Annotated in this window: 19 protein-coding genes; 9 read left to right on the forward strand and 10 right to left on the reverse strand. The window is 36.7% G+C overall.

Annotated elements, in window-relative coordinates; all coding sequences use genetic code 11:
- Positions 1-67: 67 nt before the first annotated feature.
- Both EJF36_RS15325 and dnaE read right to left on the reverse strand, forming a co-directional pair.
- On the reverse strand, positions 68-1,303 hold the full coding sequence (locus EJF36_RS15325; protein ID WP_125907150.1) for an NAD(P)-dependent malic enzyme: 1,236 nt from the start codon (positions 1,301-1,303) through the stop codon (positions 68-70).
- 290 nt (positions 1,304-1,593) lie between these two features.
- Positions 1,594-4,953, reverse strand: a complete 3,360-nt coding sequence (gene dnaE, locus EJF36_RS15330) for a DNA polymerase III subunit alpha (protein WP_125907151.1) — start codon at positions 4,951-4,953, stop codon at positions 1,594-1,596.
- A gap of 245 nt (positions 4,954-5,198) precedes the next feature.
- On the opposite strand from dnaE, the gene EJF36_RS15335 reads away from it, so the two are divergent.
- The 3 genes from EJF36_RS15335 to EJF36_RS15345 all read left to right on the forward strand — a co-directional run bounded on the left by EJF36_RS15335 (position 5,199) and on the right by EJF36_RS15345 (position 6,357).
- Complete coding sequence (locus EJF36_RS15335; RefSeq protein ID WP_125907152.1) at positions 5,199-5,531, forward strand: YtrH family sporulation protein; 333 nt, start codon at positions 5,199-5,201, stop codon at positions 5,529-5,531.
- Complete coding sequence (gene ytrI / locus EJF36_RS15340; protein WP_125907153.1) at positions 5,532-6,035, forward strand: sporulation membrane protein YtrI; 504 nt, start codon at positions 5,532-5,534, stop codon at positions 6,033-6,035.
- Between the two features lie 103 nt (positions 6,036-6,138).
- A complete protein-coding gene (locus EJF36_RS15345; RefSeq protein ID WP_125907154.1) occupies positions 6,139-6,357 on the forward strand; it encodes a hypothetical protein in 219 nt (72 codons plus the stop codon).
- Positions 6,358-6,545: 188 nt separating this feature from the next.
- Here EJF36_RS15345 and EJF36_RS15350 read toward each other — a convergent pair whose 3' ends face one another.
- Positions 6,546-7,484 carry a DHH family phosphoesterase gene (locus EJF36_RS15350; protein ID WP_125907155.1) on the reverse strand — a complete coding sequence of 313 codons (939 nt, stop codon included), beginning with the start codon at positions 7,482-7,484 and terminating at the stop codon, positions 6,546-6,548.
- A gap of 335 nt (positions 7,485-7,819) precedes the next feature.
- On the opposite strand from EJF36_RS15350, the gene EJF36_RS15355 reads away from it, so the two are divergent.
- Positions 7,820-8,116, forward strand: coding sequence for a YtpI family protein (locus EJF36_RS15355; protein WP_125907156.1), 297 nt, complete (start codon positions 7,820-7,822; stop codon positions 8,114-8,116).
- 247 nt (positions 8,117-8,363) lie between these two features.
- On the opposite strand, the gene EJF36_RS15360 is transcribed toward EJF36_RS15355, so the two are convergent.
- Entirely contained in the window at positions 8,364-9,683 is a 1,320-nt protein-coding gene (locus EJF36_RS15360) for a CBS domain-containing protein (RefSeq protein WP_125907157.1), read from the reverse strand.
- A gap of 237 nt (positions 9,684-9,920) precedes the next feature.
- On the opposite strand from EJF36_RS15360, the gene EJF36_RS15365 reads away from it, so the two are divergent.
- Entirely contained in the window at positions 9,921-11,477 is a 1,557-nt protein-coding gene (locus tag EJF36_RS15365; RefSeq protein ID WP_125907158.1) for an ABC-F family ATP-binding cassette domain-containing protein, read from the forward strand.
- A gap of 527 nt (positions 11,478-12,004) precedes the next feature.
- On the opposite strand, the gene EJF36_RS15370 is transcribed toward EJF36_RS15365, so the two are convergent.
- Entirely contained in the window at positions 12,005-12,685 is a 681-nt protein-coding gene (locus tag EJF36_RS15370; RefSeq protein ID WP_125907159.1) for a metal-dependent hydrolase, read from the reverse strand.
- Positions 12,686-12,857: 172 nt separating this feature from the next.
- On the opposite strand from EJF36_RS15370, the gene EJF36_RS15375 reads away from it, so the two are divergent.
- On the forward strand, positions 12,858-13,952 hold the full coding sequence (locus tag EJF36_RS15375) for a M24 family metallopeptidase (RefSeq protein WP_125907160.1): 1,095 nt from the start codon (positions 12,858-12,860) through the stop codon (positions 13,950-13,952).
- Between the two features lie 127 nt (positions 13,953-14,079).
- Here the strand turns inward: EJF36_RS15375 and EJF36_RS15380 are convergent, their stop codons facing one another.
- Together EJF36_RS15380 and EJF36_RS15385 are read right to left on the reverse strand one after the other, a co-directional pair.
- The gene (locus EJF36_RS15380) at positions 14,080-14,781 is read right to left on the reverse strand and encodes a formate dehydrogenase subunit gamma (RefSeq protein WP_260471914.1); all 702 of its coding nucleotides are present in this window, start codon (positions 14,779-14,781) and stop codon (positions 14,080-14,082) included.
- Positions 14,771-15,787 carry a 4Fe-4S dicluster domain-containing protein gene (locus EJF36_RS15385; protein WP_125907162.1) on the reverse strand — a complete coding sequence of 339 codons (1,017 nt, stop codon included), beginning with the start codon at positions 15,785-15,787 and terminating at the stop codon, positions 14,771-14,773. Before EJF36_RS15385 ends, EJF36_RS15380 begins: the two co-directional genes overlap by 11 nt.
- A 316-nt stretch (positions 15,788-16,103) precedes the next feature.
- Here EJF36_RS15385 and EJF36_RS15390 point away from each other — a divergent pair, with 316 nt between their 5' ends.
- Both EJF36_RS15390 and EJF36_RS15395 read left to right on the forward strand, forming a co-directional pair.
- The gene (locus EJF36_RS15390) at positions 16,104-17,597 is read left to right on the forward strand and encodes a PAS domain S-box protein (protein WP_125907163.1); all 1,494 of its coding nucleotides are present in this window, start codon (positions 16,104-16,106) and stop codon (positions 17,595-17,597) included.
- A gap of 171 nt (positions 17,598-17,768) precedes the next feature.
- On the forward strand, positions 17,769-17,990 hold the full coding sequence (locus EJF36_RS15395; protein ID WP_125907164.1) for a hypothetical protein: 222 nt from the start codon (positions 17,769-17,771) through the stop codon (positions 17,988-17,990).
- Positions 17,991-17,994: 4 nt separating this feature from the next.
- On the opposite strand, the gene ald is transcribed toward EJF36_RS15395, so the two are convergent.
- The 3 genes from ald to EJF36_RS15410 form a co-directional block, all read right to left on the reverse strand.
- Positions 17,995-19,116 (reverse strand): alanine dehydrogenase, encoded by a 1,122-nt coding sequence (gene ald, locus EJF36_RS15400; RefSeq protein ID WP_125907165.1) that lies wholly within the window; start codon positions 19,114-19,116, stop codon positions 17,995-17,997.
- A 234-nt stretch (positions 19,117-19,350) separates the two neighbouring features.
- On the reverse strand, positions 19,351-19,719 hold the full coding sequence (locus EJF36_RS15405) for a hypothetical protein (RefSeq protein ID WP_125907166.1): 369 nt from the start codon (positions 19,717-19,719) through the stop codon (positions 19,351-19,353).
- 53 nt (positions 19,720-19,772) lie between these two features.
- Positions 19,773-20,531: an SDR family oxidoreductase gene (locus EJF36_RS15410; protein ID WP_125907167.1), complete on the reverse strand. Its 759-nt coding sequence runs from the start codon at positions 20,529-20,531 to the stop codon at positions 19,773-19,775.
- Positions 20,532-20,657: 126 nt separating this feature from the next.
- Between EJF36_RS15410 and EJF36_RS15415 the strand changes: the two genes are divergently transcribed.
- Positions 20,658-21,962 (forward strand): purine-cytosine permease family protein, encoded by a 1,305-nt coding sequence (locus tag EJF36_RS15415; protein ID WP_125907168.1) that lies wholly within the window; start codon positions 20,658-20,660, stop codon positions 21,960-21,962.
- Positions 21,963-21,967 lie beyond the last annotated feature (5 nt).

Consider the following 21,967-nt stretch of genomic DNA (forward strand, 5'->3'; position numbering starts at 1 on the left):
GTTATCACCGCTCTGTTCTTAAAAAGCACAGGATGTACTTTCTAGCTTACATATTTAATAGTAATTGTTATTCTTTCCCAATAATTGCAAGCTCTCTAGTTCGTTCTTCCACTTCAAAAGGATCGACATTAATACGAGCAACTCCTGTTTCCATAGCGGCCTTTGCAACGGCAGCTGCCACCTTAGGAGCTATTCTAGGGTCAAACGGCGTTGGTATTACGTATGTGCTAGATAATTCTTCATCGCTTACCAGGCTAGCAATAGCCTCAACAGCTGCCATTTTCATTTGTTCATTAATATGCGTAGCTCGTACATCTAATGCACCTCGAAAAATCCCTGGAAACGCTAATACGTTGTTAACTTGATTAGGAAAATCAGATCTCCCCGTTCCGACTACTTTTGCACCTGCAGCAAATGCATCCTCTGGCATAATCTCTGGCACAGGATTTGCCATGGCAAAAATAATTGGATCATTGCTCATTGATTTAACCATGTCCTGCGTTAATGCTCCTTCAACAGATACACCAATAAACACATCGGCCCCTTGAATAACATCCTGTAAGGATCCGTCTAATTTTTCACGATTTGTAAAGCTTGCAACCTCTTCTTTAATCGCGTTCATGCCAACTGGTCGCCCTTCATAAATAGCACCCTTTGAATCACACATAATAATGTTTTGAATGCCGTATTTACGCATTAATTTTATAATTGCTATTCCAGCAGCACCTGCACCATTTGCAACTACTTTTATTTCAGACATCGACTTACCTACTAATTTCAAAGCATTTAGAAGTCCTGCCAAGGTTACAATGGCAGTTCCATGTTGGTCATCATGAAATATTGGGATATTTGTTTCTTTTTTCAAGCGTTCTTCAACTTCAAAACAATTCGGAGCCGCAATGTCCTCTAAGTTGACACCACCAAATGTAGGTTCCAACAGTTTAACTGTTTCAACAATTTTATCTACATCCGTTGTGTTTAAACAAATAGGGAAAGCATCCACCCCTGCGAAGCTTTTAAACAGTACAGCTTTTCCTTCCATAACAGGAAGTGCTGCCTCAGGTCCTATATGGCCTAGTCCTAAAACAGCGGTTCCATCTGACACAACTGCCACCATGTTGCCCTTCATTGTGTACTCATAAACCTTTGACTTATCTTCAAAAATTGCCTTACAAGGTTCAGCTACTCCAGGTGAATATGCTAAACTCAAATCCTTTGCATTTTTGACTGGTATTTTTGATTTTGATTCGAGTTTTCCTTTATGAACTCTATGCATATGTAAGGCTTCTTCTCTAAGTGACACTGCGTCCACTCCATTTCAAACTAATTTAGCTGACAAAACACATATGTTTGTCTAACTTCGTGTTGGTTTTCTATCTTTATTTCTCTCTTTTTGCGCGGCTCCAATATGTAGACATAAGTATGTTAGTGAAATTACTAGTTAATACCAAAGTTTAAAATTGCGTTGTTTCACATTTTGACTAACTTACTTTGCGTAACACATTCGAGACACCATTGCAAAATGAAAAAAGGGTAGTGGTCAGACCACTATCCCTTATACCATATAATATTTTAATCTTTCTGTAAAGCAGACTACTTCACAAAAACGTTCTCTGCACCTAATAGTAATTTAAGCTCTTCTATTAACTCTAAACCTAATGCAACTGTATAAGGCTCGCTTAGTTTCACTGTGCGTTTAGTAGTAGAATAATGTAAAAATACGTTTGATGTACCAGGATGTTTTTGCAACGTTGTTTTTAAACTGTTTAATAATGTCGCATTTGTTTCACTGTCAATCTTTACGTATAAAACTTTATCAATTAGATCAGGTAACTCGTTTGGTTTCATGCAATTCTTAATTATAAATTGCTTCTGTCCATCACGTTCATCAACTGCTCCTTCAAGAAAACAAACTTCACCAGGCTGTAACAGTTGAGAAAATTTAGTAAATGCATCTGGAAATAAAATTGCATTCATATCTGCCGTTTCATCACTAACGACTAAAAATGCCATTTGCTCTCCTTTTTTCGTACGAATTACTTTAACATCATGTACATATACACCTGTTTTTATTCTTGTTTGTTTACTTAATTGTAAAAGCTCAATAATTGGTATGCCGCCATGCTGTTTAATTTGTCTTTCATAAGCATTTGTAGGATGATCTGATAAATAAAAGCCTAACGATTCTTTTTCAAAACTAAGCTTTATGTCTTGTCTAAGCGGCTCAACCTCCACATACTTTGGTTTTACTACAGCACCACCATCATCCTCAAACAAGCCAATTTGGCCCTCATCCTTCGGTTTGAATAGTTCAGCATGCTCTAACGCAATGTCGAGACTTGCTAAAAGGCTCCCTCGTTCGATCGAAAACTCATCTAAGCTTCCAGAGAACACTAATGATTCTAAAGTCCGTCTGTTCACATGCTTTTGATCTGTACGTAAGCATAGATCATATAAATCGTGAAATGGACGTACTTTTCGTTGTTGAAAAATATTACGCAAAGCAGCAGCACCTACACTTTTTACCGCTGCCAAACCAAATCGTATGCCCTCTCGTTCAACAGTGAAACCATATCCACTTTTATTAATAGATGGAGGTAATATTTTAATTCCTTTGTATTTTGCTTCACGAATATATAGAGATATTTTCGCCTCATTTCCCAATACACTCGAAAGTAACGCTGCCAAAAAGGATACTGGATAATGTGCTTTTAAATATGCTAGCTGATAAGCGATCATACTGTATGCAACGGCGTGACTTCTGTTAAAACCGTAGTTCGCAAATCTAACAATTAAATCATATAATTGCTCTCCTACTTTCATATCATAGCCATTTCGAAGACATCCTTGTACAAAATGCTGTCTTTCTTTATCTAAAACATCTTTTTTCTTTTTGCCAACTGCTCTACGCAGTAAATCAGCTTCGCCTAGTGAAAAACCAGCAATTTTTGAGGCGATTTGCATTATTTGCTCTTGGTATACGATAACACCATACGTGTTTTCCAAAATTGGCTTTAAATCCGGATGAGGATATTCAACTTGCTGTATTTCGTGCTTTCTGTCTATATAGATTGGTATATTCTCCATCGGTCCTGGTCGATACAATGCATTGACTGCAACAATGTCTTCAAACTCTGTTGGTTGCAAACGCATCAACACTTTACGCATGCCTTCAGATTCAAGCTGAAATATACCTGTTGTGTCTCCCCTGCTCAGTAGCTCAAATGTTTGTTGATCTTGAATAGGAATAGATTCCAAGCTGAATCTCTTACCAATTTGCCGCTGCACATATTTACAAATTTCCTCGAGCAAGGTTAAATTCCGCAACCCTAAAAAATCAATTTTCAACAGTCCTAAATTTTCTAGAATTTCCATCGGATATTGTGTCAAATAAACATCGTTATGCCCCTCTTGGATGGGAATTAGCTCAGGTAATGGTTCTTCGCTAATGACAACACCCGCTGCATGCGTGGATGTATGGCGAATAAGTCCTTCAATCCTTTGAGCTGTTTCAATAATTCGTTTACTAAAAGTATTTTCACGTAAATGTTCGGCAAGACGTGGTGATTGATCTATAGCTTGTTGTAAATTTAATCCCGGCGTACTTGGAACAAGCTTTGTGAGGTAATCTGCTTCACGCACAGAAGCTCCCAACACACGAGCAACATCACGAATAGCAGCTTTTGCTCCAAAAGTACCATATGTAATAATTTGCGCAACATGCAAGTCACCATATTTATTTTTAACGTATTGAATCATGTCATCACGACGATTATCCGGAAAATCTATATCAATATCCGGCATTGTAATTCGCTCCGGATTTAAAAATCTTTCAAATAATAGCCCATGTTTTAAAGGGTCTACATCTGTAATTTTTAACACATATGCAACGAGAGAGCCCGCTGCAGACCCACGTCCAGGTCCTGTTAATATACCTTGCTCATGAGCAAATTTCATAAAATCCCAGACAATTAAAAAATAATCACTAAAATTTGTGCGCTGAATGATGCTAAGTTCGTACTGCAACCGCTGTTCATAGTCAGGTGTTTGTACATCTCTATCAATTAAGCCTTGCTTACAAATCGTCTGTAAATAGCTATGGGCATCTTTATGCTCAGAGACAGGAAATTTTGGTAACAGCATCTTGTCAAACTCCAATGTTACATTGCATTGCGATGCTATTGACACAGTATTTGCAAGAGCGTCAGGGTAGTCATTTAATATAGCCTTCATTTCAGACTCTGACTTAAAGTCAAATTCATTGGAAGGCAACATTTGTAATGTTGCATCGTTAATGGGAACACCTTGTTTAATAGCGCGCAAACACGTAACAACCTCAGCATCTTCCTTACTAAGGTATTGAACGTTATTTGTGGCGACAAGCTTTACGTCCAATTCCTTTGCTAATTGAAATAAATTATTATTGCGCTTTTGCTCTATTTCTAACCCATGATTTTGAATTGAAATATAAAAATCGTCCTTATAGATCGCTTTAAATTCCTCAATAGCTTGCTTTGCCATTGGTAACTGTTGTTCATCGACTAACGTTTCAATAATACCTTTACTACCAGGTGTTATCGCAATAAGCCCCTCGGCATATTGCGCAAGCCACTTTTTAGGTATTCCCTGCTGTGCCTTTACTTGAAAGGCACTTGAAAGCTTCACTAAATGCTTATAACCGATGTTATTTTTTGCAAGCAAAACAAGCGGATATGATTGTTTTGCGTCACTCTTCCACTCATCAGCAACAGATAATGTAAGACCTATAATTGGTTTAATGCCTTGCTTTACACAAGCTTTATAAAAAGGGACTGCCCCGTACATTACATTTTCATCCGTTATTGCCACAGCGGAAAAATTTTTGTCAATACAGGCTTTAACAAGTTGTTCTATTCTAATAGAACTTGACAATAAACTATAGCAACTATGTACATGCAGGTGAACAAACGTCATTATGCAAACCCTCCTTCAATTAAACTTTATTTTCACGTGCTTATCATTAATCCGACAATACCACTTTTACAGATTGAATCCAACTATAATTCCTAACAGTTGGACAACAACCTACGTAGCTCAGTTACATATAGAAATTCTACAACCTTAGTATATCACAACACAAGAATGTATGTTCTTATTTATGTTTGACATACTCAAGATAGATTGTCCATATAGTAGTAAGGAAAGCGAGGGACAAAACTATGAAAGAACCATTTATACCAGCATTTTTTGACAGTTATTTTATTGCGTTAGGTGTGATGCTAGGGGGAACGATTATTGGAGCCATTGGGGCCTTTTTAGTTGGGGAACCACCTTTAACAGCTATGTTTCGTTTATCTAATCGGCTAAAAATTTGGGCCCTTGTTGCAGCGATAGGTGGCACATTTGATGCATTTTATAACTTTGAAAGAGGAATATTTGAAGGAGCAACAAATGACATCGTCAAACAAATATTATTAATTATTTCAGCTATGGGTGGGGCTCAAACAGGTGCTCTAATCATTCAATGGCTGACAGGGGAGCACGTATTATAAATGAGAATCCCTCCATATTACAAAAATCCAAACTGGCAACGTTTTTTTGCTGGCATGGTAATTGGTGCTATTATTAGCTGGTGTATGTTTATATATATTTATGGAGAACTTCGTGAGAAACAATTTCAAGAAATAGTTACTTTAAAGACCGAGATGAAAAATTTACAAGATAAGTTGGAGATATGGCAAGAGGACTACAATCAATTGAACGAAGAAAATAAAAAACAGCTAACAGTTCAAGACATTAAAATTCGTGTCGCGAATGCATCGCAACTCAAACTTGACGGCTATACAGTTTTCTTAATACAAGAATCTGCGAAAAATGAGATTAAACATCTTTTAGCAAAAGATATCGAAACCGTTTTTAAAAACAAAACATTATTAAAAAGAGCAATTGAAAATAAACCATATTTAGTTGAGGAAAAACAATATCGTGTAACTATTACTGAACTTTTTGTATTTACGACCTTATATATAGAACTAAAAGTTGAATTTCTATCTTGATATTCTATAATTTGAGAATTATATGAACTTTTCTAAAAATGTATAGCAAACATAGATGTCCCACTATATCATATAGGTAGGTACCTATTCGGAGGTGGGGAAATTGCGTATTATTACCCAAAGGCGAGTTGTTAATCAAAAGCTTCAACAAATAATGAATGGCTACTCCGCCTATGTTGAGACACCTAAGATAGCAAGGCTTTTAGAAAAAGAAATACAACAATTACAACTTCACGTACATCAAGACAAAACTGACCTTGGTACTTGGTTTATTCCAGATTGTGAACCTATTATAGATGAACAGCCGTTACAACCTCATTAAAAATGCAGTGACAGGTTCACAAGTGAATAAAAATAAAGCGATTCTTCGAAGAGATATAAATCACATAAGATTTATGTCTCTTATTTTTATAGCTTTGTTTGTTCAAAAATAATGTATTATGTTACAAAAATAAGCCAAAGACTATTCGCACTACATGACACTTTGGCTTATCCATATATGTAATTAAATTAACCCTTCTTACAAATCTGGTCAAGTTGTTCAATCATTTCATCTGCTTCCTGCCAATCAAAAATCGTAGCACCGGAGGCAAACGGATGGCCACCACCTCGGTATTTTTTTGCCAATTCATTTATGATAGGCCCTTTCGAACGCAGTCTCACACGAATAGCTCCATCTTCTTCAACAAAAAATAACCACGCCTTAATGCCTTCAATATTCCCTAGTAGACTGACAAGAAGTGAAGCTTCACTAGGAGACACATTATAAGAAGTAAGCATAGAAGCTGGTATTTTCATGTATGCAGCACCTGATGGCAAGCTTATAAAGTTTTGCAGTACATATCCACTTAAATTTGCTACATTATTCTTGGTTTTATACAGACCTTCATAAATTTCAGTAAAATCTATATCTAATTCAATTAACTCACCAGCATATTTAAATGTTTTTTTGCTTGTACTCGGATACAGAAATCGCCCAGTATCACCTACTATTCCAGCAAAAATCAACCTTGCTCCTTGTTTAGATAGTTTTAAGCCTTGATTTCGTCCATACAAATACAATTCATAAATAAGCTCACTACATGAGCTAGCGTTTGTATCAACCCACACAATATCACCATATGCATCATCATTAGGATGGTGGTCAATTTTTATAAGCTTATCTCCTAAAGAATACTGCTTTCCACATATTCTATCTTGGTTTGCTGTGTCGCAAACTATGACAAGGGCACCATTGTAAACTTCATTATCAATATGGTCTAAAGAATATAAAAATTGTAAAGATGGGTCAGATTCCCCCACTACATACACACATTTACTCGGAAATGAAGTTTTAATGATTTCAGCGAGACCACATTGAGATCCATACGCATCTGGATCAGGTCTGACATGTCGATGAATTATTATCGTTTCGTACTGAATTATTGCTTGTAAAATCTCTTTTTTCATTTTTGTCTCCTTTTCAGACTGTTTTAAACAGAAAAACATCACATTCAGCTTCAATCGCCGTTCTGTTCAAAAGTAACATTTTATACCTACACTTCGTGAGGAGCACTTATCAACAAAACTTCAATTTTTAAAAGCAATAGTGGCTGACTTATTAAATCAGTCATTTTATCCAAGAACATTAGTTATTAAAGCAGGTTATAATGCAATTAAACTAGAAAATCTTAAACACTCACGATACAATATGTACAAAGCGTTAAAATAATTGTGGATGTGTATAAACACATTGTCAATAAAGCTAATATTTCATTCATACTTACATTTATGGAGGTGTCCTTATGCCAGTCTTAGTTGTATTTATTGTATTATCATTTGTAATGTATTTGTTTTATAAAACAAAGCAGTTTCGAACTCAAAAGCCAATGGAGAGAAAGTGGATCTCTGGTAAAGCAAGTATCGCGTTAGGCGTTTTTGTCTTAGTTTTTGGACTGAATACTTTTTTTATATACCAGTCAGGAGTAAGCTATTTCATAGGAAGTATGTTTATTTTAATTGGTGGGCTAAGTGCTGTTAATGGTTACAAAGTTTACAAGTACTTTTTACCTCACGCAATCGCTGAAGCAAACCACCAATAACAAAAACGTACCAGGCGCCGCCTACGTTAACAAATCGAGAAGATTGCTGGATCGAAGCGACTCAGGAAAAACCTTGTATAGACATGCAGTTCTTTTCTCCCTCTCGAGCAGTTACTGATACTGATATAAGTTTAGAGTGTTATACTTTCCTTAGGTTACACGTTAGGCACCACTTTTTAGTGGTGCCTTTTTCACCACGTCCATACTCTTCAGAAATCTGCCGGAACCTGTATGATTTATATACTCATTATGAACGATCAATTAATTGACACATCATCATTGCTTTTCCAACTAACACACTATCATTATAAACTTCAACATCTACTTTCCCGAATTTGCGCCCGACTTCTAGTATTTTCGGACGAATTTCAATAGTGCTATCTATTTGTACAGGTTTTATAAAATATATTGTTATATTTTCAACGACAAGATCTCCTTTTTTCTGTGCGCGAAGTACACGATTGGCTGCCTCAGTAATAATCGTGGTAAAAACACCATAAGACATTGTTCCAAGCTGATTAGTCATTTGTGGTGTTACACTGCAATGGTACACCTCTTGACCTCGTTTTTCAGGGTTAATGTCAATGAATTGATTTGTAACAATATCATCAAGAGTTTCTCCGACTTGCGGTTGTCGTTGAATCATCTGTAATGCTTTTAAAACATCTTGTCTACTAATAATTCCTGATAATCGATTGTTATCGTCTACTACTGGTAGCACTTCAATACCTTCCCATACCATCATGTGAGAGGCAGAAGCAACGGACGTTTTTCCACTTACTGTCATAGGTTGCTTTGTCATAACTTTATCTATTAACACATTTCGATCTTGGCCCATAATATCCTTTGAGGTTACCATACCAGCAATTTTGAGATTTTTATCAATAACAGGGTAACGACTATGCTTCGTTTTTTCATTCTGTTCAAACCACTTATTAACTGTATCATCGGGATAAAGATATGTTGTTTCCTCTAATGATTTTTGAATATCTTCAACTAATACAATTTCCTTCTTAATAAGCTGGTCATAAATAGCTCTATTAATCATTGTACCTACGGTAAACGTATCATAGCTTGAAGAAATAATGGGCAGCTGTAACTCATCTGCTAATTTCTTCACATAGTCCTCTGTATCAAAGCCACCTGTTATTAAAACAGCAGCACCGGCTTCCAAAGCAAGCTGATGCGCTTTCGTACGGTTCCCGACAATAAGAAGATTACCAGCTTCTGTATAGCGCATCATTGCCTCTAACTTCATCGCTCCTATAACAAACCTGTTTAGCGTTTTATGTAAACCTTCCCGGCCGCCAAGCACTTGACCATCTACAATATTCACGACCTCAGCGAAAGTTAGTTTTTCAAAGTTTTCTTTCTTTTTTCGTTCAATTCGAATAGTACCTACGCGCTCAATTGTGCTAACATAGCCTTTAATTTCAGCATCTTTAATTGCACGATACGCGGTACCTTCACTTACATTCATCTCCTTCGCAACTTGTCGAACGGAGATCTTCTCTCCCACAGGGAGACTATCAATATGTTGTAATATTTGCTCATGCTTAGTAGCCAAGAAACGTTCACCCTCTTAATTGTAATACGTACATTCTTCTTACCTTATTATAAGAGTGTTTCTGTTTTGCTTCAATGCACACTTGTTATTATATTGATTAAGTTGCAATTTTTGATATTAATCTCAGTAAAGAACTATGGGAAAATCCAACAAATAAGAAAGAATTCTTTTCTTATTGGATGGTTGCCGTTTATAATAGGTCATGGCATATATAACATTTTTAGAAAAGGTGAAACGATGAGCATACTAACTGTAAAAAATCTAAGTCATGGCTTTGGTGACCGTGCGATCTTTAACGATGTATCGTTTCGTCTATTAAAAGGCGAGCATATCGGTTTGATTGGGGCAAACGGTGAAGGTAAGTCAACTTTTATGAATATAATTACGAGAAAATTTCAACCTGATGAAGGCCAAATAGAATGGGCTAAAAAAGTACGTGTTGGTTATTTAGACCAACATGCTGTTTTGTCCAAAGGAATGACGGTTCGCGACGTCTTAAAAACAGCATTTCAATATTTATTTGATATGGAAGCAGAAATAAATGAATTGTACGGTAAAATGGCAGACGTTGATTCCGATGAGTTAGAAAAACTACTTGAAGAGGTCGGCACTATCCAAGATATTCTTACTCATAATGATTTCTATATTATTGACTCTAAAGTCGAAGAAATCGCTCGCGGTTTAGGTCTTGATGAAGTCGGCTTAGATCGTGACGTAACTGACTTAAGTGGTGGTCAGCGTACGAAGGTGTTATTAGCTAAGCTTCTGCTTGAAAAGCCCGATATATTATTATTAGACGAGCCAACAAACTACCTTGATGAACAGCATATAATCTGGTTACAGCGTTACTTACAAGAATATGAAAATGCCTTTATTTTGATTTCGCATGATATTCCATTTTTAAATAGTGTTGTAAACCTAATCTATCATATGGAAAATCAAGAATTAAATCGTTACGTTGGTGATTACGAGAACTTCAAGCAAGTATACGAAGTGAAAAAGCAACAGCTTGAATCTGCATATAAAAAACAACAGCAGGAAATTTCTGAACTCAAAGACTTTGTTGCTCGTAACAAAGCGCGGGTAGCAACAAGAAATATGGCGATGTCACGTCAGAAAAAACTAGATAAGATGGATATCATTGAGCTAGCCGCGGAGAAGCCAAAACCAGAATTTAACTTTAAAGAGGCTCGCACAGCTAGTCGCTATATTTTCCAAACAAAGGACTTAGTCATTGGCTATGATGAACCACTATCTAGACCATTAAACTTAACGATGGAACGTGGTCAAAAAATTGCTATTACAGGTGCAAACGGAATTGGTAAAACAACTTTATTAAAGAGTATTTTAGGAGAAATCAAGCCTATCACTGGTGAAGTTGAATTAGGAGACCATTTACACATTGGCTACTTCGAGCAAGAAACTCGTGACACAAACTATCGCACTTGTATTGAAGAAGTATGGCAGGAGTTTCCTCATTACACTCAATACGAGGTCCGCGCAGCGCTTGCTAAATGCGGCTTAACTACAAAGCATATTGAAAGTAAAGTAGAAGTTCTTAGTGGTGGAGAAAAAGCAAAGGTTCGACTATGTAAGCTTATTAATCGTGAATCTAATGTTCTTGTATTAGATGAGCCAACCAACCATTTAGACGTTGATGCGAAAGAGGAATTGAAGCGCGCATTAAGAGCTTATAAAGGTACCATTCTTTTAATTTCCCATGAACCCGAGTTTTACCGTGATATCGTCACACATATCTGGAATGGTGAAACTTGGACGACGAAAGTATTTTAATAACGTAAACAAAGGATGCCTTCTACTTTTGTGGCATCCTTTGTTGTGTTATAAGCAACCTTAGTTCGTGTAAGTATAATTGTGTAATGGTATCCTGAAATTAGCCTGTGTTATTAAGTGAATGATTACTTTTATATGGTGAGAGCGCTGCCTCGTTTGGTGCGATTGTAACCCCATCTTTTTGGTACTAATGTAACCCAGTTTGGTGCGATGTCACACTTTATTCGCGAGATTCACACACTTATTCGCGCGTTCTACACACCTATTCGCGCGATTCACACACCTATTCGCACGCTCCACACACCTATTCGCGCGATTCACACCCTTATTCGCGCGTTCTACACCCTTATTCGCGCGTTCTACACTCTATTCGCGCGGTTCACACACCTATTCGCGCGGTTCACACACCTATTCGCGCGATTCACACCCTTATTCGCGCGTTCTACACACCTATTCGCGCGATTCACCCATTTATTTCTCCATAATAGGCATTAGTAGATACATCAGACTTGATACTGAACAAAAAACTAAATACTCACACTTTCTCCGGGTTTTAACACTTGTCCTGTACCATTCGGCAGCATCTTAACAAATGCGTCAGCGTCCTGCTCAATCAGCGGGAACGTGTTATAATGCATCGGTACAACCTTTTTTGCATTTAGCCATTCAGCTGCTGTTGCAGCATCTTCTGGTCCCATTGTGAAATTATCTCCAATTGGTAAAAATGCTAAATCAATATTATTTCGTTCACCTATCATCTTCATATCAGAAAATAATGCTGTGTCACCAGCATGATATATTGTTTGACCATCTACCTCAAACAAAATTCCACCCGGCATGCCTGTATAAACAATCGTTCCATCCTCTTCTTCATAAGAAGAACCGTGAAAGGCTTGAGTAAACTTCACACGGCCAAAGTCAAATTCGTGGGCACCTCCTATGTGCATCGGGTGTACTTGACAGCCCTTTTTCCCCATGAGTCCAGCTAATTCAAATGGCGCTACAACAAGAGCTCCTGTACGTTTTGCAATACTAACGGTGTCACCTACATGATCATTATGACCATGTGTTAATAAAATGACATCCGCGCGCACCTCATTAGCATTTAGATCAGTTTGGCCATTTCCACTTATAAAGGGATCAATAAGAATTACCTTGCTGTTCGTTTCAATTTTAACAACTGAGTGTCCATGAAAAGATACCTTCACAAAATGTCTCCCCTTTCAAATTAACTATGTACTTCTTCTCCAATATTATAAAAATTCCTTCTACATTATGCTCAGTTCTCAGTTGCACTAAACAAATAAGATTGCTACGCTAATAGAAATTGGTTATGCCACAAAAGAGAATTTTTCAAAACAAAATAAAAGGAGAATCTTAATGACTAATCGTATAGAAAGCCTTTCTAACTGGCTTAAGCAGAAAGACATCTCGTTTGCTTTTATCACATCAACACCTAATGTATTTTACTTAAGTAATTTTTATAGCGATCCTCATGAGAGATTACTAGCTGTATGCGTGTTTCCCGAACAAGAGCCATTTCTAGTTTGTCCAGCGATGGAAGTAGAGGATGTGAAAAACAGTGGTTGGTCTCACGAGGTTGTTGGTTGTAGTGACACCGACGATGCGTGGGCACTTGTTGAACAAGCTATTAGAAAAAGAAATATTGATGTCACATCCATTGCGGTAGAAAAGTTACATATGAACATGGAGCGCTTTGAAAATCTTCAAAGTAAATTTCCTAATGCTGTGTTTGTTTCTGCTGAAGAAAAACTACGATCTTTACGTATGAAGAAAAGTACTAATGAGATAGAGATTATGCGTGAGGCGGCAAAATTAGCCGATTTCGGTGTAGAAGTTGGTGTATCAGCTATTAAAGCAGGTAAAAGCGAACTTGAAATTGTCGCCCAGATTGAATATGAATTAAAGAAAAAAGGAATCAAGCAAATGGCTTTCTCTACGATGGTCCTTGCTGGTGCTAAAACAGCTTCACCACATGGAAAGCCGAGCCTTGATCAAGTAAAACAAGGTGACTTAGTGTTATTTGACTTAGGTGTTGTGTTAGAAGGATACTGCTCAGATATAACAAGAACTGTTGCGTTTGGCTCAGTAACGGATGAACAGCGTGCGATTTATGACACAGTACTTGAAGCTGAACAAGCGGCTGTATCAGCTTGTAAGCCAGGTGTTACGGCAGGTACTATTGATAAAACAGCCAGAGATATAATTTCTTCAGCTGGCTATGGCCCTTATTTTACTCACCGCGTTGGGCACGGCTTAGGGATTGAGGCTCACGAGTACCCTTCTATGAGTGGTACAAACACCGCACCATTAGAGGCAGGCATGATAATTACGGTGGAGCCTGGGATTTATGTCCCTCGAGTTGGTGGAGTAAGAATTGAAGATGACGTCTTAATAACAGATACAGGAGTAGACATATTAACAAAATTTCCAAAAGAGTTAATTATATTATAAAAAGTCTTAAGTATTATACTTAACTTTGAATATGTAATATAGCAATTGCATTCAATATGAACTGAGGAGACATGCTATAAAACAATGTAAGTTTGTAGTTTCAATCACCAAACAATAAAGTGGCCTGTTAAAGGGCCACTTTATTATTTACGTCTTCTTCCTGCTCTTCTACTTTTTCACTTTTAATCTTTTTATACCAAATAGAGTGACGATGCTTCACATACTCTTCATCTACATAACCTGAAAACATCCCACTAATTAACTTACGATTTGCTTTAATGGCAAATGCAGCAAGATGAGCTACTATCAAAAGAATGATTGCAACAGTAGCCACATTATGAACCCCTGTAGCAATGTTAGAAATGACATCTGGAATCATAACTGAATTTTTCAGCATTTTCACTAAACCTGAAAACACCAGTGCTAATACGGTGACACCAATTGCTACATACGCTAAACGCTGTTCTGCTAAATATTTATCACTCGGTGGTTCTTCACCTTTCGTAATCATGGCCTTTATAATTTGCCAAGATTCCTTCATATCACCTTTTTTAGGCATAATATCAAATTGCTTAAGTAATACATGAATAAAAATATGATAAAAAACAACAAATACGAGGATAATAGCAGCAACATAATGTAGAACCAATGTAATAGAATAGTCACCTAGCCATTCAGCACCTGGTAGCTTAGTAATATTATATCGCTTATACATAGGCATTTGACCTAACCCGGTAACAATCAATATTATAATGGAAAGTGCTGACGCCCAATGAACAAACCTATTAGACTTACTTTGTCTTAGAATTTTCCCACTCTTATACTTCACGATTCTGCTCTCCTTTCATTTTACGGTAGGCAATAAATCCCGCAGCCGTTATACCTGCAACAGGAGCAATAGCAGCACTTAAAGCCATGCCACTAACAGAATCTAGTTTATTATCAACAACTACAGGCATTAAAGGACGACCTGGTTTTGTATCTCCTTGTTCCTTCTTACTGTTTTTAATAGCTTCATTTATTTTTTCAAACGGTATTTTAGAAACATAGTATGTACCTGTTCCTCCGTTTTCCTTATCACCATACACATAGCCATTCACTTCTTTAGCCATTTCATAAGCTAACTTTCTCATATCCTCCTTAGACCCAAACAATAAAGCCTCATTTGGACATGCCGTCACACAAGAAGGATTCTTACCTTCAGCGACAAGGTCTGCGCACATATCACACTTATACATGACGCCACCGCCTAAGTACTCAGGAGCGATATTCATATAGATCCCTACACCAGCTTGACGTTGCGGAATATCCCAAGGACATACATCCCTACACTTTGCTCCCCCCATACACATGCCATCGTCAATTTTCACAGCACCATGTTTATCTTTTGTAATAGCCCCAAATGGACATAATCCTTTACAAGTTGGATTGTCACAATGCATGCAGCGCCTTGGAACATGTAGTTGCTCTTTAACACCCTTATGTTCTACTTCAACTTTGTCAACAAAGGACCAGTTGTATGGTGTTAATCTACTCGTCATATCTTGCTTGTCTGACCAGTCCTCATTAAAGGTCTGTGGCCAATACGGCTTGAGTTCTTCTTTATTCACCTTAGGGAAACGATTATTATTTTTCTCACGACATGCAAGTACACACAGTGGTGTATCCTTTGCTTGACAGCCATCACATTTCGTTAAATCAATTATGGTAGCCATTTCAGTTGTCTTGTCGGTAGATGCTATTACTTTATCGACACCAGACATTACTAACGAACCTGCTACCACCGCTCCACTTGAGCGTTTTATGAAGTCTCTTCTAGAAAGTTGTTTACTCATTCCTGTACCTCCACATTATATACCTTATACGGTATTGAACATAACTCTATTTATACTACATAGGGTATATAACTGACAATACAATTCACAATACTGTCATAAAAAACATAAGTTCCTCAAATACATGTAAAAATATTAACAAACAGAATAATACGACATCACGTATTGTTATTAGGGATTATAGTGCTAAACTCAAGATATAGTTATATTTACACTGTTGTATACGGAATTTTCCCTATACGCATAAAGTATCATGAAAGAAAAATAGTAGAAGTAAGCATTTGCTTTTTGAGGCTTTTTATAAAGGGGCATAAACATGATAAACAAAATTGTTCTTGAAAATAAATTAATTCTAGATGCTTTTAATAACTCAACTATTGGACAAGCCCTCGTCTCTAAGGATGGACAATTATTGAGAGTCAATCCGTTTCTTTGCGATTTGTTTGGTTATACAGAAGATGAGCTTTTAAATAAAAGATTCCAAGATATTACTTATCATGAGGATTTAGATACAGATTTAAAATTGTTTCAAGACTTGCTAAATGGTGGAACTAAATCTTATATGTTGGAAAAAAGGTATATCCAAAAATCTGGCAAAGTAATTTGGGGATCGCTAAATGTTATGCTTGTTCAAGATGATAAAGGTGATCCGCTCTGTTTTCTTTCTTTAATATCAGACATTACTCAAAAAAAATATGAAGAAGAAGTAGCAAAGAGGAAAGAAGCAGAATTTTATAAACTAATTGAGTCTGCACCTGAGCCGCTAGTCATAGTAATTGATCAAAAGCTATTTTATATTAACCAAACAGCTTTAAATGCTCTTAATTGTAGCAAAGAAAGTATTTTGAATACATCCATTTATGATATGATAATTCCTTCACAAATTGATTTGGTAAAGGAAAGGCAAGTGCTTCTTCATGAGAAGGAACAATATTTGGAGTCAATTGAGCTTACGTTAAATATAAACGGTAGACTAATTGATGTTGAGACGTCTCCCACATCAATTATCTACAACGACAAGCTTTCCATTCAGGTCATTCTTAAGGACATTTCGGCTAGAAAAGCTATAGAGAGAGAAAATGAAAGAGATATAGCTTTAGCAAAAATTTTACAACAAAGATTAATAGGGAACCCTATTACTGAGCTTGATATTTCAATTGATGGTATTTACAAGCCTTCTAAAGACCTTGGTGGAGATTTATTTACATGGTATCGAATTGACCGAGATAGAATAGGTGTTATTATGATTGACATCATGGATCACGGACTTCCGTCTGCTTTAGTGAGCTTTTCTATTCATTCTTTATTAAGTGATATCATTACGAAAGAAATCGCACCTTCAAATGTCATGCAATCTTTGCAAAAGCATATGAAAAGACTTTTTAGCAGTAATTATAACGAAGATAACTTAACCCCAAGCTACTTCTCTGCTATCTATTTGGTTATTGATACTCACAAGAACGTAATAGACTACATTAATGCTGGTCATCCAGCTGGAATCGTTATATGTAATAATTCTAGTATTTTACTTGAAAGTGACTTTCCACCGATAGGTATGATAGAAAATATAGAATTTACTCATAAAAGTATTAAGATAGAACATGATGCAAAAATAATTTTGTATACAGATGGTCTCTTGGATTTAATGAAAGGTAGTATGGCAATAGGAATACGTGAAATAGAAAATTATGCAATTGATTGGAACACTATGGACGAATTTAAACACAAAATAGAGTCCTTTTTAAATTCTCAACCTGAGCATTTTACTGATGATATTTCAGCCGTTTATATTTTGATTAATATGAGATAATTCAGCATAAATTACTAACCAACAGATCAGCATGATATCAACTCATGCTGGTCTTCATAATCTATAAATGTACCTTTTTTCAATGTTTATACAAATATTGTAATTAAATATTGAAAAATATTTACTAAACCTCTATACTTAGTTTTAATTTATATTAAGGAGATGATTATTTTGGCAAAAAGTAAAGCTAAAAAACTTCGTGACAAACAAATTCGAGAAGGAAAGCTTGATCCTTCAGATTTACGCGGTCACTGGAATGGTATCAAGCCTATTGAGAGAAAAACACCAACACTAACTGAATTAACTAAGAAAAAAGCTAATAAGCATAAAAAAAGATGGGAGGTCTCACACAAAGACAACTCCCATCTTTTTTATTTATTTAAAAGTGCATAATTACTCAAACTTGTTCTAATTGAGTACGAGCATGAGCATATGATACACCGTGCGCTTCTGCTACAGCTTGATACGTGACATACCCATTTAATGTGTTAATACCTTTGAGAAGTGCTTCATTTTCTTGGCATGCTACTACATATCCTTTATTAGCTATTTGCAATGCATAAGGCACTGTTACATTCGTTAATGCAATAGTTGATGTTCTTGGCACAGCACCAGGCATATTAGCTACAGCATAATGAACCACACCATGCTTTTCATATGTTGGATTATCATGTGTAGTGATTCGATCTGTTGTTTCAAAAATACCACCTTGATCAATCGCAATATCAACAAGTACTGAACCAGGGGTCATTTCTTTTACCATATCCTCTGTCACTAGCTTCGGAGCTTTAGCGCCAGGAATTAGCACTGCACCAATGACTAGATCAGATTCTTTTACAGCTTGAGCTATATTGTATGGATTAGACATTAACGTTGTAATATCTTTCCCAAAAATATCATCTAAATGACGTAGACGATCCGGGCTTAAATCAATGATAGTTACCTCTGCACCCATACCAACTGCAATTTTAGCCGCATTCGTTCCGGCAACCCCACCACCAATAACAGTCACCTTTCCACGCTTCACACCTGGTACGCCTCCAAGCAAAATACCCTTGCCCCCTTGAGGCTTTTCAAGATATTGCGCACCTATTTGGGTTGACATTCGACCTGCTACTTCACTCATAGGCGTTAGAAGTGGTAATGAGCCGTTTGCAAGCTGGACTGTTTCATAAGCAATACCAACTACCTTATTATCAATTAAAGCCTTTGTAAGCTCTGGTTCTGGAGCGAGATGTAAATATGTGAATAAAATAAGACCTTCTCGAAAATATGTGTATTCACTTTCTAGTGGCTCTTTAACCTTCATAACCATATCCATGGACCATGCTTCAGCAGCTGTATCTACGATTTGAGCACCTGCTTCTACATATTGTTCATTTGTGAATCCTGAACCAATTCCTGCATTATTTTCAATAAAAACTTCATGGCCATTTTGCACAAGATTAAACGCACCAGCCGGTGTCATTGCCACTCTGTTTTCATTATTTTTGATTTCCACTGGAACACCTATACGCATGTGAAGCCCCCCTAACAGATTGTCCTAAACATTTTTACTATACCATCAACATTCTATTAGATAAATATATTTTTTGTAAACGCTTTATTAAAAAAGGTTCTGTTTAACTTCAATGGTGATTTTCGCTCCACTGATAAATGGCTAGGTGTTGGAGTTAGACACTAATCTAAGTTAAAAATGTTCAGCGTCAAAAAAACACACTTGAATCAAATCGATTCAAGTGCATATTTCAGCTTATTTTTTCCATGTCCAAGTATAGAGTTGTCCATCACTTTTCATCCATCTTACTTCTAGATGTTCCACATCTGGATAGCCATCTTCTTTTAAGCGCTCCACCATTTTTTCAACCTTTGTAAAATGATCAAGTCGTAGTAGCGTAAAAAGGTCATCCATTTCTTGCTTTACTTTCCAACCAACTGATCGACCATTTTCATCAAAACGCTGAAAGCGAGTTGGCGATTCATAACGCCAAGTTGTTTCAACACCATTCTCTACAATTACCACCTGTAAAAGGTCACTTTCATAAAAAGTGGGCCAAGCATGACCAACAGATGTATTTGTTACAAAAAATATCGTAGCTGCTATTAATAATATCCGTGTCATATCACTCACCTCTAATTATAGAGTGGGCAATATATGGAAAAAATATTCAAACATTATCTAAACCTATTTATAACATTTAATCCACCTGTCACTTCAATTACAGTACCTGTTATCATATCTGATTTTTCTTCACATAGGAAGGTTATCACTCTTGCAATATCCTCACCAGTACCTGAACGACCGATAGGTGTATGTTCATCAAACTTTAGTAGTGCCTCATCTATGCTTGCCTCTTTCATGTCCCCAACAATATTACCGGGACACACCATATTAGCTGTAATACTGTTTTCTGCTTCCTCTAACGCAATCGTTTTTGTTAGTGACACTAGACCGACTTTTGCTGCAGCAAAAGCGGAACGATGTAACCAACCTGAAGATGAATCCGCACCTTGAAATCCATATGTAATAATACGCCCATACTGTTGGTCTCGCATAATAGGTATAACCTTTTTAAACAGATGAAAAACAGCACTTAAGTTTCCCTCAATCATGTTATACCAGTCTTCATCCGTATAATCCGCGAGCTTTTTCCTCTCAAAAATGTATGGTCCCGCGTTATTTATTAAACAATCTATTCTACCGAACCTATTGTATGCTTCATCTACTAACGTATATAAATCAGCTTTTTTTGTTACATCCCCCTGCACAAATTGCACACGATCGCTAAAGCTGCTTAATTCATTTTTCAACTCGTCGAGTAATCCGTTATCTGTACGATAATTAATCGTCACCGAGTAGCCCGAATTAAGTAAGCCTTCAGTAACCTTTTTACCTAATCCTTTTCCACCTGCTGTAATAAGTGCGTGTCTCAACTTCTATCACCTCTTTATCTGTATTTTCCTTGGAAATCATTTTTTTTACAACTTTTAAGTGTATTTTTGTGTAAAATAGATTAGTATGTATTTGCAATTTATGTTTAATACAGAAAGGATATACATATGAAACAAACAAGTAGTGCAGGACTCACATTAGAACGATTTGGGTTAGAAGCCATACCGCAGCAGCAACGACAAACAACCGCTTTAGAATATATGATTATGCAAATTGCTTTTTCCGTTAATGCAGGTAATTTTTTAGTGCCTGCTCTTGCTGTATTAGAGGGTGGACTTTCCTTTATTCAAGCTATCATAGCAACTGTATTTGGAGCATTAGTAGCTTTTTTACTCGTATCTGCTCTATCATTGCCAGGTGGACGCTATGGCTTACCGGCTCAATATAGTATTCGAGCATTTTTGGGTTCGCACGGTGCTAGGGTTATCTCTTCACCAATCCGTACGATTACGTCTCTTTATTGGTTCAGTGTTCAAACAATAGGAGGAACATACCTTCTCATTCATATTTTAGAGCGAATCTTTCAAGCGGCCATCCCATTTTGGCCGTTAGCATTTTTAATTAGTACAAGTATAGCTACACTTGCTGTCATAGGCTTTAATGCAGTAAAACGCGTACTAAAGTTATTTTTGCCGATACTAATATTTGGTCAAGCCGTGTTGCTATTTTTATTTATACGCGAGTTAAACGCTAGTGACGTTTCCATCTTAACTGAAGGCGACCGCAATATAAAAACTATGGCCTTTTTTGCTAGCTTAGCTTTTGTTCAATATGTTTCAGGGGTAAGCGCGGCAGCTGATATGGCTCGATATGCCAAAACAAGTAAACATGCTTTTTGGGGTTTGTTTGCCGGAAACAGTATGGGCTTTATTTTAACAGCAGGCTTCGGTGCTTTTTCAGCAGCTTTTTTCGCAACAAACAATCCGTTTATAGCCGGAGCCGATATCACAAGCTCCCCTTTCATTATTTTCATAATATTCATTATGGCGATGGTATCAATGATATCAATAAATTTAAACAATGCTTATACAGGAGGCTTTAGCTTGCTAAATACGTTTCCGGCCCTAGGACGTATTAATAGTGCCATAGTATTTGGCGCTTTAGGCGTCGGATTAAGTATGTTTCCTACCTTCGTCAATGAAGCAAAGCAATATATCTCCTTATTAGGTGCACTCATTATCCCACTATCAAGCGTGATAGTAACTGATTACCTTTTATGTAAAAAAGGTGCTTTATCGGAGCAAGACCTTGCAAACATTGCTGCCAATCAATATAAATTAAATTTCGTAGCTTTAACTGTAATTGTTTTGGGCACAGCTCTATACATGATGATACCTGAAGAGTATGCGCCTGGCTTTTTAACATTTTTAATTGTTGGCATTTGCTACTTTACAATAAAAATAAGAAAGTAGGAATT

The sequence above is a fragment of the Bacillus sp. HMF5848 genome, assembly GCF_003944835.1.
GTDB lineage: Bacteria > Bacillota > Bacilli > Bacillales > HMF5848 > HMF5848.